This is a genomic window from Candidatus Pantoea bituminis, assembly GCF_018842675.1.
GTDB classification, from domain to species: Bacteria; Pseudomonadota; Gammaproteobacteria; order Enterobacterales; family Enterobacteriaceae; genus Pantoea; species Pantoea phytostimulans.
Genome location: NZ_JAGTWO010000004.1, coordinates 2,863,328 through 2,889,349 on the forward strand (window position 1 = coordinate 2,863,328; position 26,022 = coordinate 2,889,349).

The 26,022-nt window shown below is 52.9% G+C and carries 17 protein-coding genes and 5 pseudogenes; 8 read left to right on the plus strand and 14 right to left on the minus strand.

What is annotated here, in order from left to right; all coding sequences use genetic code 11:
* Positions 1–17: 17 nt before the first annotated feature.
* From brnQ to phoB, 5 genes and pseudogenes are all read right to left on the minus strand, one after another.
* The gene (brnQ, locus tag KQP84_RS17360; protein ID WP_215847469.1) at positions 18–1,337 is read right to left on the minus strand and encodes a branched-chain amino acid transport system II carrier protein; all 1,320 of its coding nucleotides are present in this window, start codon (positions 1,335–1,337) and stop codon (positions 18–20) included.
* A 391-nt stretch (positions 1,338–1,728) separates the two neighbouring features.
* Positions 1,729–2,832 carry a cobalamin-independent methionine synthase II family protein gene (locus KQP84_RS17365; protein ID WP_215847470.1) on the minus strand — a complete coding sequence of 368 codons (1,104 nt, stop codon included), beginning with the start codon at positions 2,830–2,832 and terminating at the stop codon, positions 1,729–1,731.
* Between the two features lie 173 nt (positions 2,833–3,005).
* Positions 3,006–3,931 (minus strand): annotated as a pseudogene (locus KQP84_RS17370) (PstS family phosphate ABC transporter substrate-binding protein).
* Between the two features lie 18 nt (positions 3,932–3,949).
* A complete protein-coding gene (gene phoR, locus KQP84_RS17375) occupies positions 3,950–5,263 on the minus strand; it encodes a phosphate regulon sensor histidine kinase PhoR (RefSeq protein ID WP_215847471.1) in 1,314 nt (437 codons plus the stop codon).
* A 14-nt stretch (positions 5,264–5,277) separates the two neighbouring features.
* Positions 5,278–5,967 (minus strand): phosphate response regulator transcription factor PhoB, encoded by a 690-nt coding sequence (gene phoB, locus KQP84_RS17380; RefSeq protein WP_215847472.1) that lies wholly within the window; start codon positions 5,965–5,967, stop codon positions 5,278–5,280.
* A gap of 335 nt (positions 5,968–6,302) precedes the next feature.
* Between phoB and sbcD the strand changes: the two genes are divergently transcribed.
* The 4 genes from sbcD to KQP84_RS17395 are packed head-to-tail and all read left to right on the plus strand — an operon-like array spanning position 6,303 to position 11,518.
* A complete protein-coding gene (sbcD, locus tag KQP84_RS17385; RefSeq protein ID WP_309140158.1) occupies positions 6,303–7,277 on the plus strand; it encodes an exonuclease subunit SbcD in 975 nt (324 codons plus the stop codon).
* Positions 7,160–7,495: an exonuclease SbcCD subunit D C-terminal domain-containing protein gene (locus tag KQP84_RS25850; RefSeq protein ID WP_309140182.1), complete on the plus strand. Its 336-nt coding sequence runs from the start codon at positions 7,160–7,162 to the stop codon at positions 7,493–7,495. The genes sbcD and KQP84_RS25850 overlap by 118 nt, the downstream gene beginning before the upstream one ends.
* A complete protein-coding gene (locus KQP84_RS17390) occupies positions 7,492–11,166 on the plus strand; it encodes an AAA family ATPase (protein WP_215847473.1) in 3,675 nt (1,224 codons plus the stop codon). Before KQP84_RS25850 ends, KQP84_RS17390 begins: the two co-directional genes overlap by 4 nt.
* 10 nt (positions 11,167–11,176) lie before the next feature.
* Complete coding sequence (locus KQP84_RS17395; protein ID WP_252515301.1) at positions 11,177–11,518, plus strand: cell envelope integrity TolA C-terminal domain-containing protein; 342 nt, start codon at positions 11,177–11,179, stop codon at positions 11,516–11,518.
* Here KQP84_RS17395 and qhpR read toward each other — a convergent pair.
* Together qhpR and KQP84_RS17405 are read right to left on the minus strand one after the other, a co-directional pair.
* Positions 11,511–12,578, minus strand: coding sequence for an AraC-like transcriptional regulator QhpR (qhpR, locus tag KQP84_RS17400; RefSeq protein ID WP_215847475.1), 1,068 nt, complete (start codon positions 12,576–12,578; stop codon positions 11,511–11,513). The two genes, KQP84_RS17395 and qhpR, sit on opposite strands and share 8 nt — an antisense overlap.
* A 155-nt stretch (positions 12,579–12,733) precedes the next feature.
* Positions 12,734–13,737: pseudogene (locus tag KQP84_RS17405) on the minus strand (phosphotransferase enzyme family protein).
* A gap of 258 nt (positions 13,738–13,995) precedes the next feature.
* On the opposite strand from KQP84_RS17405, the gene eat reads away from it, so the two are divergent.
* Both eat and KQP84_RS17415 read left to right on the plus strand, forming a co-directional pair.
* Positions 13,996–15,360 carry an ethanolamine permease gene (gene eat / locus KQP84_RS17410; protein WP_215847476.1) on the plus strand — a complete coding sequence of 455 codons (1,365 nt, stop codon included), beginning with the start codon at positions 13,996–13,998 and terminating at the stop codon, positions 15,358–15,360.
* Between the two features lie 131 nt (positions 15,361–15,491).
* Positions 15,492–16,228: pseudogene (locus KQP84_RS17415) on the plus strand (GntR family transcriptional regulator).
* A gap of 2 nt (positions 16,229–16,230) precedes the next feature.
* Here the strand turns inward: KQP84_RS17415 and KQP84_RS17420 are convergent.
* Complete coding sequence (locus tag KQP84_RS17420) at positions 16,231–17,430, minus strand: enolase C-terminal domain-like protein (RefSeq protein ID WP_215847477.1); 1,200 nt, start codon at positions 17,428–17,430, stop codon at positions 16,231–16,233.
* A gap of 283 nt (positions 17,431–17,713) precedes the next feature.
* On the opposite strand from KQP84_RS17420, the pseudogene KQP84_RS17425 reads away from it, so the two are divergent.
* Positions 17,714–19,107 (plus strand): annotated as a pseudogene (locus KQP84_RS17425) (PTS transporter subunit EIIC).
* Positions 19,108–19,337: 230 nt separating this feature from the next.
* Here KQP84_RS17425 and mak read toward each other — a convergent pair.
* A complete protein-coding gene (gene mak, locus KQP84_RS17430) occupies positions 19,338–20,249 on the minus strand; it encodes a fructokinase (RefSeq protein ID WP_215847478.1) in 912 nt (303 codons plus the stop codon).
* 146 nt (positions 20,250–20,395) lie between these two features.
* On the opposite strand from mak, the pseudogene rdgC reads away from it, so the two are divergent.
* A pseudogene (rdgC, locus tag KQP84_RS17435) lies at positions 20,396–21,306 on the plus strand (recombination-associated protein RdgC).
* Positions 21,307–21,335: 29 nt separating this feature from the next.
* Here rdgC and ppnP read toward each other — a convergent pair.
* From ppnP to KQP84_RS17460, 5 genes are all read right to left on the minus strand, one after another.
* Positions 21,336–21,626, minus strand: a complete 291-nt coding sequence (gene ppnP, locus KQP84_RS17440; protein ID WP_009091800.1) for a pyrimidine/purine nucleoside phosphorylase — start codon at positions 21,624–21,626, stop codon at positions 21,336–21,338.
* A gap of 106 nt (positions 21,627–21,732) precedes the next feature.
* The gene (locus KQP84_RS17445; protein WP_215847479.1) at positions 21,733–22,410 is read right to left on the minus strand and encodes an AroM family protein; all 678 of its coding nucleotides are present in this window, start codon (positions 22,408–22,410) and stop codon (positions 21,733–21,735) included.
* 1 nt (position 22,411) lies between these two features.
* Positions 22,412–23,344 (minus strand): DUF1177 domain-containing protein, encoded by a 933-nt coding sequence (locus KQP84_RS17450; protein ID WP_215847480.1) that lies wholly within the window; start codon positions 23,342–23,344, stop codon positions 22,412–22,414.
* A gap of 14 nt (positions 23,345–23,358) precedes the next feature.
* The gene (locus KQP84_RS17455; protein ID WP_215847481.1) at positions 23,359–24,918 is read right to left on the minus strand and encodes an OPT/YSL family transporter; all 1,560 of its coding nucleotides are present in this window, start codon (positions 24,916–24,918) and stop codon (positions 23,359–23,361) included.
* A gap of 197 nt (positions 24,919–25,115) precedes the next feature.
* The gene (locus KQP84_RS17460; protein ID WP_215847482.1) at positions 25,116–25,868 is read right to left on the minus strand and encodes an IclR family transcriptional regulator; all 753 of its coding nucleotides are present in this window, start codon (positions 25,866–25,868) and stop codon (positions 25,116–25,118) included.
* Positions 25,869–26,022: the final 154 nt, after the last annotated feature.

Below are 26,022 nucleotides of genomic sequence, written 5' to 3' on the forward strand. Positions count from 1 at the left end.
AGAAAAACTGTTTACCGTTACGAGTGAACGCTAACCTGTTCGCGCCCTTTCACCCGATCGACCACCGCAGCAATCAGCAGCATCACTAACGACGGTGGCAACCAGGAAAGTCCCTGATCTGCCAGCGGCAAGTGTTGGCTGAAGGCAGGCAGCAGCGCTTTGAACTCGGTGGTTTTGATAGCATCAACAATACCGAACAGCAGGCTAACCAACATGGTCGGCGCGATGATACGGCTGTTTTTGTTCCACCAGTTCAGGGTGAAGCTCAGCACGACCAGCACGATGCATGGCGGATAAATAGCTGTCAGCACCGGAATCGAAATCTGAATCAAATGGCTAAGACCAAGATTCGACACCACCATTGAGAACAGGCCCAGCACAAACACCAGCGTTTTATACGACAGCGGCAAGTGTTGTGCAAAAAATTCTGCACACGCACAAGTCAGGCCAACGGCTGTCACCATACAGGCAACGAAAATCAGTACAGCCAGGAAGAGGCTACCCATACCGCCGAAAGTCTGCTGGACATAAGCATGCAGAATAGCCGCACCGTTGGCGTTTTGATCAACCAGCGCACCGCTTCCTGAACCCAGTTTGAACAGGCTGAGGTAAACCAGCGTCAGGCCAACACCGGCAATCAGGCCAGCCAGGATGGTGTAACGCGTCAGTAAGGCAGCGCTTTCTACGCCACGTGAACGCGCCGCATTGACGATAACAATACCGAACACCAGCGCACCCAGCGTATCCATCGTCAAGTAACCATTAACGAAGCCGCTTGAGAAAGCCGCACGTTGATAATCTACCGTTGCGGGAATGATATCGCCTGCTGGCCACAGCAGCGCAGCCAGGCCCAGCAAGGTCAGCGCTATAATTTTCAGCGGTGCGAGGAAATGGCCAACGGTATCCAGCAATTTACCCGGATAGAGCGAAACGCCGATCACTAAGGCAAAATAGATCAGGCTATAGATAAACAGCGGCAGCGGGCCGTCACCTGTCAGCGGCGCAATGCCGATTTCAAAGGAGACGGTTGCGGTGCGCGGAGTGGCAAACAGCGGGCCAACGGCCAGATAGCACACGGTCGCCAGCACCAGACCCGCCACTTTGCCGATCGGCGAGCTGAGCGCATCAATGCCGCCGCCGACGCGCGCGAGCGCAACAACGGTGATCACCGGCAAACCTACAGCGGTAATAAGGAAACCAAGCGCGGCAATCCAGACATGTTCACCAGACTGAATACCAACCATCGGCGGAAATATAATATTGCCCGCGCCAACAAACAGGGCAAACGTCATGAAGCCCAGCGCGAGAATGTCTTTCGGAGTTAAACGATGTGTCATACGGCCTGTCACTGATGTTGCGGTGGAAGTTGAGTTTGCGTTGTCCCCTCGCTGCGTCAAAACAACGACTTGCTAGCCAATGTCAGCGCATTATGCTCGTCGTGAGGTAAAGCGCAGGTGATTTAAGCGGCTTTTATTCTGTTCACGGAGGGATGGATCGACAACGGCGCTAAGTAAAACGTTTATAGCGGAGAAAGGCAATACGGGATCGGGAAACCAGACGTTAATCATGCAATTTAAGGCAAAGCTAGAGAATAGCTTCGATATTTAGCCTAAGCACATAAGATGATGTGCTTATTTTTTCCTCAAGCCGTGGGAAGTTTCAGCATTAACCGATTCTTAGATGCACAAAAGGCGCGTTTTACGCGCCTGTCTGCACAACTTTACAGCCTTACCACACCTGATTAGCGATTTCGACCACCAGGCGAATCTTCTGCCACTGCTGCTCTTCGCTCAGGCTGTTGCCTTCTTCAGTCGAGGCAAAACCACATTGCGGGCTGAGGCAGATCTGATCAAGGCTGACAAACTTTGCCGCCTCCGACAGACGCGCTTTCACCTGTTCTGGATCTTCCAGCTCGCCGTTTTTAGTGGTGACTAAGCCAAGCACCACTTGTTGATGGCCAGGCTTGATAAAACGCAGCGGCTCAAAACCACCAGAACGCTCGTTATCATATTCCAGGAAAAATTCATCAACATTCACGGAGCCAAATAAGATTTCAGCCACTGGCTCATAGCCGCCTTCTGAGATCCAGGTTGAACGGAAGTTGCCGCGACAGACATGCAGTCCGATCGTTAAATCGTCAGGTTTACCTTCCAACGCTTTGTTTAGGACGCGTGCATAAATACGCGCCAACTCTTCAGGATCATCACCGCGCTCACGGATTTGGCTTTTCTGATCTTCTGAACAGAGATATGCCCAAACGGTATCATCCAACTGCAGAAAACGACAGCCCGCGTCGTAAAAGGCTTTGATGGCGTCTTTATAAGTCTGTGCCAGATCGTCAAAGTATTCCGCTAAGTCGGGATAGACGTTGGCATCAATCATTTTACGGCCACCGCGGAAGTGCAGCACGCTCGGGCTTGGGATGGTCATTTTCGGCACTGCGTCACCGGCTACGCTTTGCAGAAAGCGGAAATGTTCCAGCATCGGATGATGAGCAAAACCCAGTTTGCCGACCACTTTTACACCATGCGCTTTGGTCTGCACGCCGTTGAACTGGATGCCTTGATCCGCTTCATAGCGCTCGACACCTTCCAAACCGTAGAAAAAGTCGAAGTGCCACCATGCACGACGAAACTCGCCGTCAGTGACCACTTTCAGGCCATTTTCGCGCTGCTTAGCCACAACATCGCGAATCGCTTCATCTTCTACACGGCGCAGTTCAACTGCATCAATTTCGCCTGCAGCAAACTGCTCACGCGCCTGTTTAATGGCTGCAGGACGCAGGAAACTACCTACGGTATCGGCACGGAACGGGGCTGTATGTTGTTGCATGATCACCTCTGACTCACCTGACACATAATTGCGGCAGGGAATAATTTCGCTTGGTTATTTTTGGCCATCTGGATGGCTATATGTCTAACCAAAGAGTGACATGCGAACCCTTCATCTGCAATAGAAGAAATTTCAGGTAACGTGAAAGAAATTCATGTTGAGCGGTAATCAGGTTAATTATTTTCAAGCGCAGCGCGCGCCTGCGCCATTTGCTTATCTGAAAGGGGAAGATAACCAGCCTCGCTTACACGACGCTGGCCTTGTGGCGACAGCACCTGTTGTAAAAAAGCCGCGACAAGTGGAGGCAAAAGTTTACCCGGCGCTTTGTTCACATAAAGATAAAGCGGGCGCGCCCACGGATATTGACCGCTGCGAATGGTGTTCGCATCCGGCGCTACCGCGTCACCCTCTGCGTTGACGACCGACAACATTTTTACACCGCTGAGATGAAAGCCGAAGCTGGCATAGCCAATGCTTCGCGGGTTGCCTGCAACGGCTTGCACCACCGCAGCTGAACCGGGAAACTCTGCCACGTCGCTACGGAAATCGCCATTGCACAGCGCCTGCTGTTTAAAGAACCCCATGTACCGGAAGCGGAATTTCTGCCGTAACGCTGCAAATTTCGCTTTATCCAATCCGCTTGTTGCAGTCCGAGATCGCCCCAGCGAGCGGGAGTGGCGGTTGCGCCGCACAGTCGGGTGATAGAGAAAATCGCATCGAGCTGACGCGGCTCAATCTGCTGCAACGGATTGCGCTGATTCACCACCACCACCAAAGCATCCATGGCTACCGGTACCGCCAGTGGCGGATAACCGTAGTGCGCTTCAAATGCCTGACGTTCATCTACCTGCATTGGGCGGCTCATTGCGCCCAGTTGAGCAGCACCCGCGGCTAATGCGGTGGGTGCAGTGGAAGAACCGGACGCCTGCACCTGCACATTGACTCCCGGTGCCTGACGGCTAAAGTCCTCGCCCCACAATGTCATCAGGTAGCCCAGCGTGTCCGATCCTACGCTGCTTAAATTGCCGGAAAGCGTAATCGATTGTGCCTGCGTTATGGCAGGCAGCAACAAAAGAAGAGAGTAAAGAAGCGCACGCATGAGGACGTCCATTAACCGTTAATGAACTGCATTCTCCTGCATCCCGATGCTGACAATCAACCTCGGTGCCAGCGTAAAGGTAAAGCAGGTTTCCTGATGAGGAATACTGGTGATCTCCAGCCGCGCGTTTTGGTGGCTCAGCGCATGCTTAACGATAGCTAAGCCCAAGCCGCTGCCGCCTGTTGCTCGCGAGCGGGCTTTATCGACCCGATAAAAACGCTCAGTCAGACGCGGCAAATGTTCTGGCGCGATACCTGGCCCGTTATCGCAGACTTTAAAGATTGCGCCCTGCCGGCTGCGCAGCCAGCTGATATCAATGCGTGTGCCTTCCGGCGTATGATTAACGGCGTTGTAAACCAGATTGGAAATGGCACTGCGCAGTTGTTCATCGTTGCCAAAGACTTTCAAGTGGGGATCGGTATGGAAATGAATTTCATGCCGCCCGCCGCTCAGCGTTTCAGCCTCATGTTGCAGCAGCTTTAACATCATTGGCACATCGACTTTCTCTTTTAGATCAATGGCGGGTGCGGCTTCAATGCGTGACAAAGTCAGAAGCTGTTTCACTAAACTGTCCATGCGGCGCGTTTGCTCCGACATGGTATGCAGCGCTTTGCTCCGCGACTTTTCGTTCATCACTGCATCGTTCATCATCTCCAGATACCCTTGCAGCACCGTTAACGGCGTGCGCAGTTCATGGCTGACATTGGCAAAGAAGTTGCGCCTTGCCCCTTCCAGCTGGTGCATTTGCGTGACGTCACGCGCCACTAGCAGCCATTGTCCTTCGCTGTAGGGCATGACGCGGAATTCCATGTGATGCTGATTATTCAGCACTTGCGTCAGCGGTTTATCAAAATCGCGCTGGCGAATATAGCGGGAGAATTCAGGATAACGCAGCAGGTTCAGGATGTTCTGACCATTATCTTCTGGCCAGCGTAAGCCAAGATGCTGCTGCGCCAGGCCGTTACACCAGAAAATGGTGCCCTCTTCGGTGGTGAGAATAACGGCGTCCGGTAGCGACTCTGCCCCGCTGCGGAAACGCTTGATCAGATTGCCTAGCTCTCGCCGCCGCCGCCGGTTACGCAGCTGCATTTGATACAAACCGTAGAACAACGGTTCCCAGCTGGCGCGCCCGGTCGGTGGCGTCATGGTGCGATCCAGCCATAACCAATGCGATAAACGCATCAGGTTATGGAAATGCCACAGCAATACGCCCAACACGCTGAGCAGCAGTAGCCACGGCAAGTAGCCGAACAGCAGGCCAAGAATCAGCGCGGGCAGAGACGCCAGCACCAGTTCCGACAATAATCTCTTCCAGGAGAGGCGTTCCAGCACGGGTAAGGCTCCGTTTAGTAGCGGGCAGAGAAACGATAACCTGTTCCGCGAACGGTTTGAACCATGCGATCGTGGCCAGAGAGTTCCAGCGCTTTGCGCAAACGGCGAATATGCACATCAACGGTACGATCTTCGACATACACATTGGTGCCCCAAACGTGGTTCAACAGCTGTTCACGGCTGTAAACGCGTTCCGGGTGCGTCATAAAGAAGTGCAATAATTTATATTCGGTCGGGCCCATTTCCAACGGCGTGCTTTCCGACATTACGCGATGTGAGGAAGGATCCAGACTCAAGCCCTGAATCTCAATCACCTCTTCCACCGCCATCGGTGAAATACGGCGCATCACCGCTTTAATACGTGCCATTAACTCTTTCGGTGAAAACGGCTTGGTGATGTAGTCGTCCGCGCCCACTTCCAGACCGCGCACGCGGTCTTCTTCTTCGCCTCGAGCGGTCAGCATCATCACCGGAATATCACGCGTCATCGCTTCGCGTTTAAGGTGCTTGATAAACTGAATACCGCTGCCGCCGGGTAACATCCAGTCCAACAGAATCAAATCGGGCCAGGGTTCAATCAGTTTACCGACCGCGCTGTCATAATCTTCCGCCTCGATTGGCTGATAATCGTTCTGCTCCAGAACAAAACACAACATTTCACGGATTGGGGCTTCGTCTTCCACAACCAAAATGCGCTTAGCCATTATTACTCCTGCTGATATGACGGCTGTCACTGATGTTCGCGGCGCCATTATGCGTCAGTTTTGTGACACTTTTATGAAAAACATACCCTGTTAAATCAGGCTTTAATACCGAATGTTGACAGCGACATAACATTTTATGATTTGCGTTAAGCGCTGAGGCCAGACGTGAAAATTTATTTAAGCAGGCCGCATTTATAAATTGATAGCCGAAATAATTCGAGCTGCAGGGAGGCGGCAAGCGGATAAGAGCCCGGAGCACGCACGCGCAGCCAACGCATCTGCAGCTTGAAGTATGAGGTATAATCGCCGGGCATTTGGTTTTAGCAGGGAGTTCTATGCGCATCATTCATACCGCGGACTGGCATTTGGGGCAGTTCTTTTACAATAAAAGCCGGGCAGCTGAGCATCAGGCTTTCCTTGAATGGCTACTGGCACAGATTGAGCAACATCAGGTCGATGCCTTGATCGTCGCCGGTGACTTGTTTGATACCGGTACACCGCCAAGCTATGCACGTGAAATGTTTAACCGCTTTGTGGTGGCGCTACAGCCCAGCGGCTGCCAGTTAGTGATATTGGCAGGTAATCACGATTCGGTGGCCACACTGAATGAGTCACGCGAGCTGCTTGCCTGCCTGAATACCCGCGTTATTGCGACACCGATCGACGAAGTGCTGGTGCTGAACAACCGTAAGGGCGAACCGGGCGCGCTGCTGTGCGCCATTCCTTATCTGCGTCCGCGTGACATCATGCGCAGCCGTGCAGGTCAATCAGGCCGCGAAAAACAGGTTAACCTGCTGGACGCTATTTCCGCCCACTATCAGCGCAGTTTTGTCGCCGCCCAGGCGCATGCATTGTCCTTGCCGATTATCGCCACAGGCCATCTCACCACGATTGGCGTGAGCAAAAGCGAGTCAGTGCGCGATATCTATATCGGGACGTTAGATGCATTCCCGGCTTCCGCTTTCCCTGCCGCCGATTACATCGCACTGGGCCACATTCATCGTGCGCAGCGCGTGGCCAACAGTGAACATATTCGCTACAGCGGCTCCCCCATTCCGCTGAGTTTTGATGAATTAGGCACGGAAAAAAGCGTTTTCCTGCTTGAATTTGCCCCCATGGTCTGCAAAGCGTCACGCCGCTTACGGTGCCACAATTTCAGCCGATGCAGATGCTCAAAGGCTCGCTGGCGCAAATTGAGCAGCAGCTTGCCGAATATCAAACCTATCAGGATGAGAAACCGGTGTGGCTGGATATTGAAGTCACGACGCAGGAATATCTCAGTGATTTGCAGCGTCGGGTTGAAGCGCTGACCGCTGAATTGCCGGTTGAGGTGCTGCTGTTGCGCCGCAGCCGTGAACTGCGTCAGCACAGCCTTGCGCGGCTTGAGAACGAAACGCTGAGCGAACTGAAAGTAGAAGAGGTATTTGCTCGCCGCTTAGCCCTGGACAGCGACATGGATGAAGCACAACTCCAGCAGCTCAATACGCTGTTCCGCAGCACGCTGGCTGACATTGAGGAGAACACATGAAGATCCTCACGCTACGTTTTAAAAACCTCAACGCGTTACGCGGTGAGTGGTTTATCGACTTCCGTGCAGAACCTTTTGCCAGCAATGGATTATTTGCCATTACCGGCGCAACCGGCGCGGGTAAAACCACCTTGCTGGACGCCATTTGCCTGGCGCTGTATCACCAAACGCCGCGTCTTGGTGCCATCTCACAAACACAAAATGCGTTGATGACGCGCGACTGCGCTGAATGTCTGGCGGAAGTTGAATTTGAAATCAAAGGCGAAGCCTGGCGCGCCTTCTGGAGCCAGAACCGCGCACGCGGCACGGCGGATGGCAAGTTGCAGGCACCACGCGTGGAACTGGCACGCTGTGCCGACGATCAGATTGTCGCAGACAAAGTCAGCGACAAGCTAAAGCTGATCGAAACGCTTTCCGGCCTCGATTTCGAACGCTTCACGCGTTCAATGATGCTATCACAAGGCCAGTTTGCTGCTTTTCTTAACGCCAAATCAGGCGAACGGGCTGAACTGCTGGAAGAACTCACCGGCACAGAGATTTATGGCCTGATTTCCATGGCAATCTTTGAACGTCATAAAGAGTCAAAAAATGCCTTAGCGCTGCTGCGCAGCCGAGCGGGCGGTATGGCGCTGCTTGATACCGAAACGCGAGCGGCGTTACAGCAGCAAATCGCTTCACTTACCGAAGCGGAGCAGACGCTAACCGCGCAATATGATAATGCCCATCAACAGCAGCAATGGCAGCAGCAGGCGCAGCAGTTCAGTGCTGATGTGCAGCAGATCGCTGACGCCTTGCAACAGGCAGAACAGGCGTGGCAAGCCGCCGAGGTCGATCGTCAGCGGCTGGCTCGCAGCGAACCGGCAGAGAAGCTGCGCGGCAAGCTGCAACAGCGTGACGAATTACAGCGCGAACAGCGTGAGGTGTTGCAGGCTCAACAGCAGCTTTCGCAGCAGCATCAGGCGTCTCTTGCGACTCAACAACGTGAACAACTTGCCTACACCGACGCGCAGCAGGTGCGCGAACAGACGTTGCACGTGCAGCAACAGCAGGAAACACTGTTAACGGAACAGGTGATTCCACTCGATCAGCAGATCGCCACGCTGCATCAACAAGCACAGCAGCAGCAAGGTGAAAAGGATCGGCAACAACGCGTCTGCGAGCAGGCACAGCAAGCGCTGTCGCGTGAAAATGCGCAATTTGAGACGTTGCAAAAAGAGCAAGCCGCTCAGCAGGTGATTTGCGCGCAGTTGGCGGATGTGGCGCAATGGGGCGCATCGCTGTCGCTGTGGCAGGAACGGTTTGCCCAGTTAACCCAGCGTGAAATCGTGCTGGCTGAATTAACCCAGCAGCATCAACAGTTGCAGCAGCAGTTAGCCCAGCAGCAGCAGCAGTTTAGCCAACAAGCGCAACAGGCAGCACCGCTGCAACAAGCCGAACAGCAGGCGTTACAAGTAGTGGTACAGGCGGAGCAAGTACTAACTTCGCTACAGCAAAACGATCCGCCTGAAACGGTGCGTCATTCCCTTACGCAACTGCAAAACAGCCGTGATAAGCGACAGAACTTGACGCTTATCGCCTCGCAGTGGCAACCGCTGCAACAGCAGCTTAATGTGCGTCAGCAGCGCCTTGTTGCGCTGGAAAAAGCGCACCAGCAGGGCGAAGCTGAACTGCAAAAGCTGCGTGATGATTGGAAGCGTGAAAATCAGCAGCTAACAGATGTCGAGAAGATTTGCGCACTGGAACAGCATATTGCCGATCTCGCTGATTACCGCGCACGCCTTGAGGCCGATCAGCCCTGCCCGCTGTGCGGTTCTTGCACCCATCCGGCAGTTGAGGCTTACACCCAACTGGAAATCAGCGAAAACCAGCAGCGGCTGGCGGCGCTTAAAGTTCAGGTCGAGGCGTTACGAGAAGCGGGAACCAGTAAAAAAGAGCAGCTAAATCAGTTCACCCTTCAGCAGCAAACGCTGCGCGAAGAAATCACTGATTTTACCCGTCAGAATGAAACCCTTACTCAGCAGTGGCAAGCGCTGAGCAGTGAGCTGGCACTTACCTTCACGCTTAACGATCAGGCTGATTTAACGCGCTGGCAGCAGCAGCAAAGCGAGCAGGAAACCCGGCTATATCAGCTGCTTCAGGCGCAGGACGCCGCGGAGCGCACGCGCCAGACCGCGAAAGAGCGCTACGTTCAGCAACAGCAGGCTTTACAGCAACACCAGCAGGCGCAGCAACTGGCTGAGCAAACCTTAAAAAATCAGCAGCAAACGCTGGAAGGCGTGCAGCAGCGTCAACGGCAGGAACACGCTAACTGGCAGCAGCTTAACGATGCGCTACAACAGCAACTGACCGATGCCGCGCTAACGTCGCCGTCGCCGGAAGAACGTGAAAATTGGTTAGCGGCTCAGCAGCAGCGTTGGCAGCAGTGGCAAAAGAGCGAGCAGCGGCTCGCCACTCTGCAACCGCAGTTGACACGCGCTGAAAGCCAGGTCAACGCTCTTCAGCAGCAGCTTGAAAGCGAGCAGCAACGCCTTAACACTCAGCAACAACAGCTCACGCTGATTACCTCGCAGCTTGACGCACAGCGCCAACGGCGCACTTCACTGTTTGGCGATCGCGATGTGTCGTCTGCGCGCCAGCAGATGCAGGCGACGCTGCAACAAAAAGAGTCACAGCTGGCGCAAAGCTTAAGCCGCTGGCAGCAAGCGCAAACCCAAGTCAGCAGCCTGGGCGGACAGCTGACGGTGATGGATACCCAGTTAACCTCGCTGGCAACGCGCCTGGCCGATGCCGAGCAGGCGTTCAACAGCGCCTTGAGCGCCGCCGCCTTTAGCGATGAAGCCAGCCTGCGCGCGGCCTTGCTGGAAGAACAGGTTGCGCAGCAGTTGCGTCATCACCTGCAACAGTTGGATCAGCAACAGCAGCAGCAACGGGCGCGACTGGCGGAAGTGCAGCAGCGTTTTACCGCGCATCAACAGGCGAAGCCAGAGAATATGCCGACATCTGCTGAGGCATTAAGTGAGCAGCTAGAAAATCTGCGGCTGGCACTCCGCGATAACGCCAGTCAGCAAGGACAGGCGCAGCAGCAGTTACTTAGCGATGCAACGTTGCGCGCTCAGCAGCAAGAATTAATGCAGCAGATTGAACAAGACGACGTCGCGCTGGCGCAGTGGAGCTTGCTCAACGACTTGATTGGCTCGGCCAGCGGCGACAAATTCCGCCGGTTCGCCCAAGGGCTGACACTTGATCATCTGGTGGCGCTGGCCAATCGTCAGTTGGATCGCTTACACGGGCGTTATCTGCTGCAACGCCGCGCGCTGGATCTCCTGGAACTGGACGTTGTCGATACCTGGCAAGCCGACACCGCCCGTGACACGCGCACGCTTTCTGGCGGCGAAAGCTTCCTGGTAAGCCTGGCGCTGGCGCTGGCGCTGTCCGATTTGGTGAGTCATAAAACGCGTATCGAATCTTTGTTTCTTGATGAAGGCTTCGGTACGCTGGACGCCGAAACGCTGGATACCGCGCTGGATGCGCTGGATGCGCTCAACGCCAGCGGCAAAACCATTGGTGTGATCAGTCACGTCGAGGCGATGAAAGAGCGTATTCCGGTGCAGATCAAAGTGCAGAAAATGAATGGTCTGGGCTACAGCAAACTCGATTTGCCCAGCCCGTGAGGAGATGAGAATGACGAAATGGATCATTTGCAGCGCCTGTGTTGCGCTGCTGGCGGGATGCAGTCAAAAAGCGGCCACGGGAACGGATCCAGAGGTTAATGCGTATCTGCAACAGGTGAATAGCGCATTGATTCAGAACTTCGGCGATAGCGCGAAATATGCGGGAAAAACCTGCAAAGTGACGGCACAACGTCGTCCAGATGGCCGATACAATGTGCTACGCACGGAAGGCGATGAAGCGCTGTGCCTGAAATCCTGGCAAACCGTCAGCAGCATGCGCAATTTACCTTTACCGCCTAAAAACGCGCCTGAAGGTTTGGAGATTATCTTTCCTCAAACCGACGCTAACTAACCTGCAGATCCTGCCGCCACTGGCGTGGGCTGATGCCAAACCAGCGGCGGAAAGCGCGTGAAAAAGCGCTGACTTCTGAATATCCCAGCAGCAGCGCCATCTCTGAGATGGGCAGCTGCTTCTGCTGTAAATAGTGTGTCGCCATTTCGCAACGCACTTTATCCACCAGCGCAGTAAAACTTATTCCCTCTTCGCGCAAGCGCCGCTGTAACGATGCGCCGGATAATCCCAGTTTATCCGCTATCTCTTCCAGCACCGGTTCGCCCTGCATCAGCGAAAGATTAACCTGCGAACGCGTTTGCTCAACAATACTCTGCTGTGAGGCCGCGCTGTTTAAACGTCGAATCGCATCCTGCATCACCATCAATAACATCGGATCGCTTTCTGGCATGCTGCGCATCAAATCGCGCTTGGCGATCACCAGCGAATTAAACGGTTGATCGAACCACACCGGCGCATCAAACACTTTGCAGTGCTCATGCCACTGCTCTGGACGTGGATGTTCGAAATGCACTTCGCGCGGCGCCCAGTTTTTACCGGCAACGTGACGAATCAGGTTCATGAACATGCCCAAGGTTAATTCGGCGTCCTGACGTCGCGTCAGGATTGCGCCGTGGCGCACCTGATAATCGAGCCGCCAGCTGTCGCCTTTGTCCACCAGCCGGGTCAAGGTATCGTGTTGATGCCAGGGAAAAGCATTCACTACATTGTGTAGCGCCTGCTCCAGCGTGGCCGAGCACAACCCGATGTAACCAATCAAGCCTAATGACTGCGGTTTAAACTGCTTGCCGTAGTGCAAACCGAAGTTATCAAACGCAGAGTGACGCGCCGCCTCTTCCATCACGCGACAATAGTTGACCAGCCCCAGGCTCAGCGTCGGGCTGGCGAGCCGTTCAGGATCGATGCCGCTAATGCCAAATATACGATCTACATCGCCGCCGCGAGTATGAATAAAGTCGCTGAGGCCGGTAGCCGCCGCCGCCAGCACGCCGTGATTGCTCGCTCCCGCCGCCGAGAGTGCGGCAAACGCGTCGGGCTGTCTCATCATCGTCGGGTTCATGGTCGCCTCAGAAAGTAGATTAGTGATCTCTCTTTCTGTGCAGCAATTTTCATACCAGCTCAGGATGGCGCGATATCACACCTTTAACGTAAAACACGCGTAAAAGAAACGAAGCGAGGCACCGCGGCAGCGCATATGCGCTCACCGCTGGTGCATTACGCGCCGACCGGCAGCTGTTCAGTTTCCAGATAGCGGCGGCAAAGACGGACAGAATGCGCAGCCCATTGTGGCCCCAAACTCTGCGCCATTTCAGTTTCAGCATGCGATCCTACCCATGCGGTAAGCTGGATACGGCGCTGGATCAGCAAGGTTGGTACCATCGCCATCTCTTTATCGCTGATGTGCGCCACCTGCTCATAGCCGCGGATCCAATTCTCAACCCACTCTCCGGCGCGAGGATGGTGCTCAACAAAGCTGATCGCGGCGGCCAGATCATGCAGATACCAGCCGAGGCCGCAATCATCAAAATCGATCACCCGCGTTTCGCCTTTGTGCAGCAGCAGGTTAGTCAGGCGAAGATCCGCATGGATCAAACCGTAACGATCCGCGCCTTTACCGAAAGCGTCTAACTGCTGGCCCACACGATCTATCGCCTCTTCAACCACGCCATGATCCGCAGGATCGAGCGCTGGCGCGTCTTGCCAGCGTCCCCAATGACTTTGCGCACTGGTCATGGTGTGGTGATCCCAAATGATGCGTTGGAATCCGGCGGGTTTCTGCCAGCTTTTACTGTGCTGATGCAGTCGTGCGGTGATATTGCCCAACTGCTGAAAGGCTTTGGGATCGACATCGGTGGTGGGCATCTCGCCTTCGATCCAGTGAAACAACACCACGTGACGCGCGCCGCCTTCGGGCAGCAACAGCGTCAACACTTTTCCCCTTCATTATCCGCTACCGCTTCCGGCACCACGATGCCGGTTTCCCGCAGCGCATCCAGCCACAGCAATTCACTGACGATGTCAGCTTTCTGATGATAATTGCCACGATGCAGGCGCAGCGCGTAGCGCTTGCCCGCCGCTTTCAACAGAAAAGTGGCGTTTTCGGAGCGACACAGCAAGCTCAGCTCGCCCTGAAGCGCAGCGGGATAGCGGCTTAGCGCCTGCTGCGCCAGCGCGGTCAGTTGGGAATCAGTCAGACTGTCATATTGTTTAGCACTCATCAGTTCGGCTCCAGTAGCTTGCGTGTTATCAGCATGGGACGCCAGCTCCGCAACTGCTTGACCGCAGGCCACCTAAAGTTGACCGCAGCGTGCATCTGGCACCGTTTTTGCCTCTAAGTTGACCGTGGAGGACAAAACTCACCGCGCTCGCGTCAAGTCTTTATCAGCCAGGCAGCGGCATTATCCCTTCACTGTAGCGCAAACGATTAAATCGCGGTGTCCATGCCGCTTAGCACCAACAACGACGGGGAAAACATTATGACGAGCAAGCTCAAACCCACATTAGGTGCCCTGCATCTTTGGGGAATCGCAGTTGGCCTGGTCATTTCAGGCGAATATTTTGGCTGGAGTTACGGTTGGGGCGTGGCGGGCACTTTGGGCTTTTTAATCACTACCGCGCTGATTGCCACCCTCTACACCTGCTTTATTTTCAGCTTTACCGAACTGACCACCGCCATTCCCCACGCCGGTGGCCCGTTTGCTTATAGCCGCCGCGCCTTTGGTGAAACGGGCGGAATGATTGCTGGCCTGGCGACCTTGATTGAATTTGTGTTTGCACCCCCGGCGATTGCGATGGCAATTGGCGCTTATCTCAACGTGCAATATCCCGATCTTAATCCTAAAACAGCGGCGGTCGGTGCCTATATTGTTTTCATGACGCTGAATATTCTCGGCGTGAAGTTGGCCGCGATGTTCGAATTGGTGGTCACGATACTGGCGGTGATGGAACTGCTGGTGTTTATGGGCGTGGTCTCGCCGGGCTTTAGCCTGACCAATTTTACGTCTCACGGCTGGGCGGGCAGCGACAGCTTTGGCATGCCTGCGCTTTCCGGTATTTTCGCGGCAATTCCTTTTGCCATCTGGTTTTTCCTCGCCATTGAAGGCGCGGCGATGGCGGCAGAAGAAGCCAAAGATCCTAAGCGCACCATCCCGAAAGCCTACATTACTGGCATCCTGACCTTGGTGGTGCTGGCGATTGGTGTGATGGTGTTAGCCGGCGGCGCAGGCGACTGGCGCACGTTATCAGGTATCAATGATCCGCTGCCGCAAGCCATGAAAATGATTGTGGGTGAAAACTCTAACTGGATGCACATGCTAGTGTGGATTGGCCTGTTTGGTCTGATTGCCAGCTTCCACGGTATTATTCTTGGCTATTCTCGCCAGTTCTTTGCTTTGGCCCGCGCCGGTTATTTACCGCCAGGTCTGGCGAAACTCTCACGCTTTCAGACGCCACATCGCGCCATTATCGCGGGCGGTTTAATTGGTATCGCTGCAATTTACAGTGATGGCTTTATTAATCTGCAAGGCATGACGCTGACCGCCGCGATGATCACGATGGCGGTGTTTGGTGCCATCGTAATGTACATCATGAGCATGCTTAGCCTGTTCAAGCTGCGCCGAACGGCACCGGAAATGGAACGCAGTTTCCGTGCGCCGGGTTATCCGATTGTCCCTGGCATTGCGTTGGTGCTTTCAGTGGTATGCCTGTTGGCGATGTTGTGGTTTAACCCAGTGATCGGCGCGCTGTTCGTGGCATTTATGGCAGTGGGATATCTTTATTTCCTGGCGACTAAATCACAACGCGACAGCGCACCACAAGACAGCATGCTAGTGGGAGAATAAGTTAACGCGTCACCTGGGTTAAAGAGGTACTCGAGGCCGGTTTATTCAGTCGTGACCAGACGATTTGGCTAAATCGGCCTTTGCTATTAACGCTTTGCTTGCGAGTGATATGATTCCTGCCAAGCCAACACGTGACGCGCAGCAGGAATGTAGATGAAGAAAAAGAGTTCGTGACTCAGGATCTGCTTAGCAAGATTTATCAGTCCGACGCTGACGGGCCGCGTAAACTCCCACCCGAACGCCAGTTGGCCGAAGAGTATAGCGTGTCACGCTTCACTATCCGTCAGGCCCTGGAAAAACTGGTAAGCATTGGCGCCGTACGCATTGTTCAGGGTTCGGGCATCTGGATTAATGCGTCAGTGCGCAGCAATCCACTGGTCTACAACTCGATCACCGAAAAACGCTTTGACCAAATTCACTTCCGCCTCATCAGTTTGCACAAGCGCCGACCCGACAGTGATGAACAGAAGATATTCGACATTGATGACGAGACTTTTATTTGGGCCTTCTGCCGCTTGCGCTATGTTGATGATGTCGCTGTACAGATTGAGCATTCTCGTCTGCCGGTGTCACTGTTTCCCGATCTCACCCGCGAGGTCACTGAACGCTCAATGCAAAAATATGTGCTGAGCAAGGGCTATACCATTTCACATATGCTCACCAGCTATCGCGCAATCTGTATCAGTCGTGAACAGGCCGCGTTGTTAGGCTGTAAAAAGGCAGCCCGGCGATGCACATCATCAACCGGGGCATGTTGCAGGGCGGGCGCGTTTATGAAATTAGCGACATTACCGATATCAATTACACCTGCACTTACCTCACCCCTTTTAATCACAATAATCTTGAATATCGTCAGGAAAATCGCTGAGTTTAAGGTGTGTGAATTGTGCCGTCAGGCAAGCGGCTTTGCGTCCATTCATGGGGACGATAAACCAGCGGATGCTGTGCCGCCCGTTCAGCATTGAAGGTGACGCCAATCCCCGCTTGTTGTGGCGGATAAACATAACCCTGCTTCACCTTTGGCGCGCCGGGGAATACGGCGTCAGTTAACGCTGAGCGTGGAATAAACTCCTGAATTGCCGCGTTATGAAAATGAATATTGAGATGGGTATTCACCGCCACGCCGATCGGCGTCATATCGCCCGGTCCGTGCCATGCCAGACGAACCCCAAAAGCCTGACATAATATCGCCAGTTTTATTGCCGGTGTGATGCCGCCAATTTGCGAAATATGACAGCGAATAAAATCGATGCGGCGATTAATAATCAGATCATGCCATTCTGCCGGATTATTAAATAACTCCCCTAACGCCAAGGGAATGCTGCTTTGCTGACGTACCTGTTCCAGCCAGGCGCACTGCTGCGGCGGCAAAATATCTTCAATAAAATAGGGCTGGAAAGGCTCCAGCTGTTTAGCCAGCTGCACCGCCTGCTGCGGAAACAGTCGCTCATGCACATCATGCAAAATTTCCAGCTTGTTACCATATTTCTCGCGCAGCGCACGGAACATCTCAACGGTGTTGGTCATGTACTCTTGCTGAGAATAGTAAGCGCCCTGTGTCGCATCTTGTGGCGAATGCAACGCTTCTGGCGTGCCGCCATAGAAGCCTAACTGACAACGAATATGGCGAAAACCTTGCGCCAGTAATTCATCTACTGAGTGAAACAAGGCTTCCATCGTTTCCCCGCTGGCGTGGGAATAGGCGGCAATCGCATCGCGTGATTTTCCGCCCAGTAACTGATAAAGCGGCATATCTGCCAGCTGACCTTTGATGTCCCACAACGCCATATCGACACCGGAAATCGCATTATTCATGATCGGACCGTTACGCCAGTAGGCATTAACGTTCATCATTTGCCAGAGGTCTTCAATATTATTAGCGTCACGCCCGATTAGCAGCGGATGTAAATACTCATCAACTAACGTTTTTACGGCCAACGGACGCTGTTGAAACGTAGCACAGCCATGACCTGTTACGCCTTTATTGGTTGTAACGCGCACAGTCACCAGATTATGGCGATCCGGACGAGTAATGAAACACTCGATATTTTCAATAATCGTTGGGGTCACAGCATGAGCTCCTGCTTTTTTATCAAAGGAAATAAAATATTCAGGCAAATATCTTCACCTCGAAATTGCTCTGAAGCAAAACGTTTTTTTAACTTTATTTTGGTCAGTTTTCTTTTATTTTTCTGTTAAAAAAACGAACCAATTTAGTCAAACAGCCTTATTAAGCCCTTTCATTGCTGCAAAATGTGAGCTTACTCATGTTTTATTGGTTTGTTTTGTTATCACCCATTCATTACCATTCCCTCGCTAATTAAAACAATAACCTCTGTCCGCAGGAGTTTTTATGGGTACGCAAGAAATTGTGAATACTATTATTCAGCTAGTCGGTGGGCAGGATAATATTAATAAGGTTTGGCATTGCATGACGCGTTTACGCTTCGATCTGCTTGATGAGAATAAAGTCGATCATGCAGCGATTAAAAAATTGCCGGGCGTATTAGGCGCGCAGATGCAAAGCGATCAATTTCAAATTATTGTTGGCCCAAAGGTGAATAGCTGGCATGAGCAATTAATTGCCGTACTGAAACCAGAAGCGGTTAATAAAAAACCGCAGGATAAAGCACGCAAAAGTCTCGTCTCTCTGTTCATGGATACCGTTTCGGGTGTGTTTGGCCCGATAGTTCCGGCCATTGCGGGCGCAGGCATGATCAAAGGCTTATTAGCCGGACTGGTTGCGCTTAACGTGGTTTCGGCGAAAAGCGATACGGTTATCGTGATCGATCTCATCGCCAGCGGCGTCTTTTATTTCCTGCCCTTTTTCCTGGCGGTTTCTGCGGCAAAAATATTTAAAACCAATGAATACCTTGCAGCTGCGGTAGCGGCCTGTTTGATGTATCCCTCTTTAACCGACGCGGCAAAAGCGCTGGCAACTCATCAGGAAGGTGCCGTCACCGCATTTTGGTTTTTGAATGCTGTGCCGGTTTCAATATTTAATTACGCATCAAGCGTCATTCCCGTTATCTTTTCCATTCTGGCGTTGAGTTATATTCATCGCGGCGTGGACAGAATCATGCCGGATGTGTTGAAAACGGTATTCACGCCAACGCTTACGCTATTTCTTGCCGCACTCGCCGCGTTAGTGATTATCGGCCCGATCGGCATTTGGCTGGGCAAAGGTCTGGCATGGTTTATTGAGGGATTATTTGGTGTTTCATCCAGTTTTGCCGGAATTATTGTTGGGGCTATTCGCCCGCTGGCGGTGTTAACCGGTATGCATCACGCTATGACGCCCATTGCCCTGCAAAATTTCAGCGATCGCGGCTATGACATGCTGATGCCCATGATGTTTATGGCCAATATGTCGATTGCAGGTGCTACCTTCGCCATTTGGACTCTCAATAAAGATCGCCAGGATAAAACCGTCACGCTTTCAGCGGCTATTTCCGCCTTGCTGGGCATAACTGAACCCGCGCTGTTTGGCGTGCTTACGCGCTACAAAAAGCGTTTATTGCCGCCACCATAGCCAGCTCCGTTGCCTCTGCCTTCGTCGGTTTTTTCGGTGTGCGTTTATATGGTTATATCCTGTCGAGCATTTTCAGTTTGCCCGCTTATATTGGCCCCTACTTCATGTTCGCTTTATCTGGCGTGGGAATAGCGCTGGTACTTTCCTACTCATTAACCCTCTTGTTAGTCGGAAAGAGCGAGTCATTACACATCGCTTCGCAAAAGTCACAGTAAGATGTGTAGGGCGTTCGTTGCTTTAAGATTGCATGGAAGCCAGGGCTGATCCGAGCGTTGATGTTGCTGTTTTGACAACGGCACAATGAATAAATGGGTGCTGGCGAGTTGTGGCCGTAAAGCGTCCGCCACAAGGAAATGGCGGACGAGGCTGCAGGGAACGGGTTACGCCGTCTTTAGGTAACAACCGCCCGTGCCGCCTGAAACACCCTTGGCACTTAACGCCAATATCAGCTCTTCAGCGGCCATAACCAAGCGGCTCCCCGTACACCACTCGAATCACCATGCATGGCTTTCAGCACCGGTGTTTCACACTCTCCGCCAAATACCCACTTCTTCATCAACGCGGGCAACGTGTGATATAGGCGATCAACATTGCTCATGCCGCCGCCTAACACAATGACATCGGGATCAAGCAAATTCACCACCTGCGCCAGCGACTTCGCCAGGCGCATTTCGTAGCGACTCATCGCCAGCTCAGCAACCGGATCCTGCTGCTCCAGTAACTGAATAATTTCAGCCCCTTTACGCGACACACCACTCAGGCGCTGATAATCAATGGCAAAACCGGTGCCTGACACAAAGGTTTCAATACACCCTTGCAACCCGCAATAGCACGGTACTTCTTCGCGATAACGTAATTCATCGGCATCCATCCACGGCAGCGGATTATGTCCCCACTCGCCCGCATTCCCATTGCCGCCAATGCGTGATTCACCCTTGATGGCGACACCGGCACCCGAACCGGTACCAATGATCACTGCAAACACCAGCGATTTGCCTGCGCCCGCGCCATCCACGGCTTCAGAAACGGCCAGACAATTCGCGTCGTTAGCGATGCGCACTTCACGATTCAGCGCCTCGGCTAAATCTTTATCCAGCGGTTGCCCATTAAGCCAGGTGGAATTGGCATTTTTTACGCGCTGGCTATACGGCGAAATCGTGCCGGGAATACCTAATCCTACGGTGCCGGTTTGACCGGTTTTCTCTTCTGCCAATAGCACTAAGTCAACAATTGCCTGTACCGTGGCTTGGTAGTCGTCACGCGGGGTATTAATGCGATGGCGAAACAACTCCTGGCCTTCATTAGACAAGGCGATAACTTCAATTTTTGTTCCACCCAAATCAATGCCTATACGCACGGTTTATTCCTCATTATTCGTTCAGATGAGAGATACAGTAGAGGGCGCTTACCGGAAAGGCAATGAAACCAATCCTATGTTTCGCTATCATGCGCGCTGACTCTGTTAGACTTGTGCGCCCGATCGCGCCACGGTAAGGAATCCTGATGTTGTGGTTTAAAAATATGATGGTTTATCGTCTGAATCGTGACATTCCGTTGTCCGCAGACGAGATGGAAAAACAGCTCGACGCCTTTACTTTTTCGCCGTGTGGCAGCCAGGATATGAGCAAAACCGGCTGGGTGCCGCCGATGGGAAATCGCAGTGACGCACTGACTCATGAGAATAACGGGCAGATTATGATCTGCGCCCGTAAAGAAGAGAAAATGCTGCCTTCGCCCGTCGTTAAACAGGCGCTGGAAGCCAAAATCGACAAGCTGGAAGCAGAACAGAGCCGCAAGCTGAAAAAGACCGAAAAAGATTCGCTGAAAGATGAAGTGCTGCACAGTTTGCTCCTCGTGCTTTCAGCCGTTTCAGCCAGACCTATATGTGGATCGACACAGTAAACAACCTGATCATGGTTGACTGCGCCAGCGCCAAAAAAGCGGAAGATATGCTCGCTTTGCTGCGCAAAAGCCTCGGTTCATTGCCGGTAGTGCCGCTGACGTTAGAAAGTCCGATTGAGCTGACACTGACTGAATGGGTACGCTCAGGCGATCTGCCCGCCGGTTTTGCGCTAATGGATGAAGCGGAGTTAAAAGCGATTCTGGAAGATGGCGGCGTAATCCGCTGCAAGAAACAAGATCTGGTGTGTGATGAAATCGCTAACCACATTGAAGCCGGAAAACTGGTGACTAAACTGGCGCTGGATTGGCAGGAACGCATCCAGTTTGTGCTGTCGGATGATGGTTCGGTAAAACGCCTGAAGTTCAGCGACACGCTACGCGATCAAAATGACGATATCGATCGTGAAGATTTTGCTCAGCGCTTCGACGCTGACTTTATCCTGATGACCAGCGAACTCGCCGCGCTTACCAGTAATCTGGTGGAAGCGCTGGGCGGAGAATCGCAGCGCTAAAAAAATGGCCGCATCGTGCGGCCATTTATTTAGTCTTTCAGATAGCGACAGAGATAAGAACTCGGCTCGCCCACCTGTAGATGAAACTCGCTGTGGCCCGGTACGTTAAACACCGAACCCGCTTCAAACCATTTCCACTCAGTCTCGCCAGGCAGCAACACTTTCAATGATCCGCTGACCACAGTCATCTCTTCGGGTTGGCCGGTGCCAAATGTATATTCGCCTTCGGCCATTACACCAACGCTGGCACGACCTGTGCTCGCACTGTCAAAACCGATGGATTTAACTTTTCCGTCAAAATACTCACTTACGTTGAGCATAATACTTCCTCACAGCACATTTAGGTGTCTGGCAGTGTAGAAGGGAACTCGCTGATCTGTCACGTGAAAAAACCAGCGATGTAGCAGAGTGTGATCTCACTAAACCTCAGACGATCAGCTCTGCCGCCAACTTCGCCACCAGCACGTTTGAAAGCAACACCGGAATACTCAATTTCTTCTGCAAGAAGTCGCGATGGTGCTGGTGATAACCAATACAATCCAGTACCACCACTTCTGCTCCCTGCGCCAGCAACGCCTCCGCTGCGGCTTGCAGTGTAGATTCATCGGCTAAATAGGGGCTGGCGACAGCGAAACAAGGTGGCTTATTAAGATGACGCCACTTGTTGGCCTGCTCACGAATTTGCTCTTTAACCGGCACCACAATGCCTACCTGATGCTGATGAACAATCGATTTTATCAGCGGCGGAATGATGCGATCTGGCTCCAGCAGTAATGCGCGTTGCGCCTTTAGCGTGCCGAATTCACCGGTGCACAACAGCAGAATAGTGTCGTAACCCGCTTCTTCCAGCGCGTCTATCTTTTGCTGTAATCCCTGCTCAACCTTCGGCGCAGCGAGTCGCACCTGTTGACCATTCCGCAAGCGCGACACCAAAATGCTGTCGCCAGGTTCAGCCGCGAACTGCGCTTCAATCTCCGCAACGCTCATACCATCCAGTAAGCCTACATGATCAATGTGATCGGCAGGCAGATGCTCCAGCAGCAGCGGCAGAATATCACTGCGCGGTGACTGACCAATGGTCAGCGTGACCAGGGATTTATTCATATTATGGATTCCGGTTACGTAGATGGCTTAGGCTGCCGTATAACGCGAGCAAACGGGCGTACTCGTCTGCGTCATAGAAGTGACAGGTTTCGCGCCCGAACTCTTTCGCTACTTCAACGGCAAATTTCGCCGCCGCCGCGATATCCACTTCATGGCTCGCGCCCGTTCCGCAACCCGGCACCACCGATTCAGCGGTAATCGCTACACCGACTACCGGAACATCGGTCGCGGTGGAGGGCTGCAAAATGCTGTTCAAATGGTAAATGCCGTTGCCGTAAGGCGTGATGTCCTGCGTGGTGATCGGAAACGTCACTGCAGGACGGCCACTGGTCATTTCCATAATGCGCAGCAGATCGTCGGAAACGCGCAAAATGTAGCCCTCTTTCACCGTTGGCGATAATGCATAACCTTTGTGATTGATGATGCGGTTACCTTTGGTAGTATCGATCGACAGAATCGCATCCACGCCCTCAACCACTTCATTGTCATTCATGGTGACGTCGTCAATCGGTGAATCCATGAAATCGACGGGCTCATGCGGACGCGTTGGCGCATCCGGGCAAATATGCGTAGTGATGATCACATCGCCCGCCAGCACGTCGCCTTTGGTTTGCATTTGTGCCAGCTTCAGGGCGCTGGTGATGGCCGCTATAGCGCCATCTGCATCAGACACCAAGCCGATACGCGTTGGACGCGCACCGATCCCTCCCAGACGTCCAATGATGCCCAGCGTCGGCGCATTGCCGCCGGTGGCTTTGCCGTTGCTACCAGGAATATCGACTCTTACGAAGTCGGTGCGCCCTTTCGGACCGCTAACGCGTTTGAATGTAGCGTGAACTCCCGGATAATCAGCAAACAGATCCACGACCTGCTGCCCATCCACAAATGCGCTGTCGAATAATTCAAATACCTGCAAAGTCTGCTGCAAACTCATCGTCGATCCCTTAGTTATTTTTTACTGCTACTGGCAAACAGCGAATGAAAGAAGCTGTACAGAGCGTCACCGGCAATAAAGCCCGCCGCCATGACTTCCATCGGCGAACGACCGCGCTCGCCCCAGACGCGAATAATGACAATACGCAAAGCAATACCCACCACTACCGCCCAACCCGCCATCGCGTTATTAATTAATAAACCAGTGGCAAGCAGAACGCCGAGCTGGCGCTTCGGTCCACCAATGAATTGAATAATCGCGCCGGGAATGGCCCACATCAGCAAATTACCGGCAATGCCAGGTTCGGCTCCGGCCTGAATAGTTTTAGCGTAAACGCGCGCGACCGGCGGTAGCAGGTTCTCAGCAAAGAAAATTGTGTGCGCATACCACACCAGTGGAATCGAGACGACAAAGGCGATCATTGCGGCGATCAACTGAATGCGACGTCCCCACAACTCTTGTTGCATATCCGCGCCGTTACCGCGCAGGATAAAGCCCGCTTTCAGGTCGTAACCCATGTCTGCAAAAGCCGGGCCGGTAGCCGCCGTAAAGCCGCACAGCAGGCAGAGCGCCAGCGGCGGGAAGCCAAGCAAAATACCGACAATCAGGGTAATCAACGCCACGGCAAAGGCCGGGAACCAACCTGAATGCATCGCGGCAATGCCGACAATCAATTCATGTACAAAAGCGGCAAACGCGGCGTAGAGAATAAACAGCAGCAGCATGCCGATGCTCATTTCGCTCCACAATCCGCCTGCCAGCGCCAGCAGGGCTGAAATTAAAAGATAGCCGACGCCGCCGAGACCCAGTGCGCGTTTCACTTCGCTGCCGTTACGACTGACCACCAGCGAATCCTGTTTACGGCTGCGAATCACCATCGCTACCTGAATCAACGCCACTAAACCGGCCCCCACCATGACGCCGTGGGGAATATAAAGCGCATTGATATCAATGCCGGCAATCGGTTGCGCATAGGCCCGAATCAGGAAACCTATTCCTAACATGCTCAGCGCCCATATATTGCCGATAAACGCGGTGCCAAAAGCAGACATAGGAATCTTCAACATGGAGCCGACGATGCCACCTACAATGCCGACCACCAATAACCACGCTTGACGTCCACCACGATCGCCCGCTTTGATCGCTTCAGCGGCGGCAACACCCGGTGGCCATGCATTACTGGCTGGAAATACGCGCGTATCGAATAAGCGATAGAGTAAATAGGCATCCAGTAACATCGCAGCGCTGACGCCACAAAATAACGGAAACACTAATTGAGGTTCACCTAATGCCCACGGAACAGCAATGGGCATTAATAAACTGTTTGCCGCACCAAAGGTGGCAGAGGAAATAGCCGTTTGCGCCAGGTTTTGTATTTCAATCGAACGATAACGTCGGAAAGCTTGCAGAGGAATACGCGCTAATAACATCGCAAAGAGCGCGCCAATAATAGAAGTGTTAGGTGTTACGCCGATGGTGGTAATTAGCTGAATGCCAATTATCGCCCCCGCTATTGAAAGTAAAATTAAAACCAGAGCAACGCCAACCTGTTTTACAGGATTTACCCTTTCCATATTGTCCCCGCCAATGAATACCCAGACGAAATGAAATAACGCTTCACGAGCCAAAAGGCTCGCTTACGTCATTTTTTAAATTTCATCCTTGATTTACCTGCAGCGCAAAATACGCTGGGTAAAGTGAAGTAAACAGGCCCGAGGGCCTGAGTTTTCCCGGTGTGGCGAAATATTACGCCGATAAAATCGTTTAGAGGTTATGCGCCATATTTATCGGCCATCTCTGCAGCCGTTGCGCGTAACGCGTCTAATAGTGCTGGCGGGTATCCCGGCTCAGCATCCTGCGACAGAAACGACAGGCAGAGCGCCACCGATTCGCCATGATGTTTATTGTTAACAATGACTGATAACGAGCTGATTCCAGACAACGTTTCATTGCGTGCCAGCGACCAGCCCTGCTGGCGGATCTCAGCCAGGGTTTCGCACAGCGCCTCAACATTCTGCGGAGAATTGGGCGAAACGTTTTGCCAGTTATCCTGATAATACGTCTTCACATCTTCATCGCTTAATAGTGATAACAACGCCCGACCAGTCGACGTGGCGACGGCAGGCATGCGGCTGCCCGGCGGAGTGACTAATTGCGTAAAGTGGCGGCCGTGGAACATGCGCATTACCAGCACTTCTTGTCTGTCCAGTTTAGAGACATATCCCATGCAGCCCGTATTGGCGGCAAGGCGTACCATCGCTGGCGAAACGCTATCAACCAGCGGTGCAGAGAGATAATGTCCTGCTGCCGCCAGCAATACGCGTCCAATGTGAAAACTGCGCGTTTCGGGATCGCGTTCCAGCAAACCCTGACTTTCCATGGTTGCCAGCAAACGCGATACGGTGCTTTTCGGCAGCGTTAGCGCATCGACCACGTCTGTAAACGTCAGCCCGGCATGTCCCTGCGTAATGCCTTTACGCTGAAACAATTTAAGTACGGCGGATGCGTTTTCGAGTGTGGTCATTTAGCAGTTTCACTATATGGAACAGAGTTCCTGTTTCGATGCAGCGAAAGTAAAACGTGACGCTTAATCGGTCAAGCTTAAATTAACCTCAGGGCAAATTTTAGGCAGTTTAATAACGTGTCTGACGTTTAATCACAGGCGTTTTATAGGGTAT

Bases quoted from the DNA above. Each gene is read 5' to 3' on its own strand.
- brnQ (WP_215847469.1), bottom strand. From the start codon at position 1,337: ATGACACATCGTTTAACTCCGAAAGACATTCTCGCGCTGGGCTTCATG.
- KQP84_RS17455 (WP_215847481.1), bottom strand. From the start codon at position 24,918: ATGGAAAGGGTAAATCCTGTAAAACAGGTTGGCGTTGCTCTGGTTTTA.
- KQP84_RS17445 (WP_215847479.1), bottom strand. From the start codon at position 22,410: ATGAATAAATCCCTGGTCACGCTGACCATTGGTCAGTCACCGCGCAGT.
- KQP84_RS17365 (WP_215847470.1), bottom strand. From the start codon at position 2,832: ATGCAACAACATACAGCCCCGTTCCGTGCCGATACCGTAGGTAGTTTC.
- ppnP (WP_009091800.1), bottom strand. From the start codon at position 21,626: ATGCTCAACGTAAGTGAGTATTTTGACGGAAAAGTTAAATCCATCGGT.
- eat (WP_215847476.1), top strand. From the start codon at position 13,996: ATGACGAGCAAGCTCAAACCCACATTAGGTGCCCTGCATCTTTGGGGA.
- KQP84_RS17450 (WP_215847480.1), bottom strand. From the start codon at position 23,344: ATGAGTTTGCAGCAGACTTTGCAGGTATTTGAATTATTCGACAGCGCA.
- sbcD (WP_309140158.1), top strand. From the start codon at position 6,303: ATGCGCATCATTCATACCGCGGACTGGCATTTGGGGCAGTTCTTTTAC.
- KQP84_RS17395 (WP_252515301.1), top strand. From the start codon at position 11,177: ATGACGAAATGGATCATTTGCAGCGCCTGTGTTGCGCTGCTGGCGGGA.
- KQP84_RS17460 (WP_215847482.1), bottom strand. From the start codon at position 25,868: ATGACCACACTCGAAAACGCATCCGCCGTACTTAAATTGTTTCAGCGT.
- qhpR (WP_215847475.1), bottom strand. From the start codon at position 12,578: ATGAACCCGACGATGATGAGACAGCCCGACGCGTTTGCCGCACTCTCG.
- phoB (WP_215847472.1), bottom strand. From the start codon at position 5,967: ATGGCTAAGCGCATTTTGGTTGTGGAAGACGAAGCCCCAATCCGTGAA.
- KQP84_RS17390 (WP_215847473.1), top strand. From the start codon at position 7,492: ATGAAGATCCTCACGCTACGTTTTAAAAACCTCAACGCGTTACGCGGT.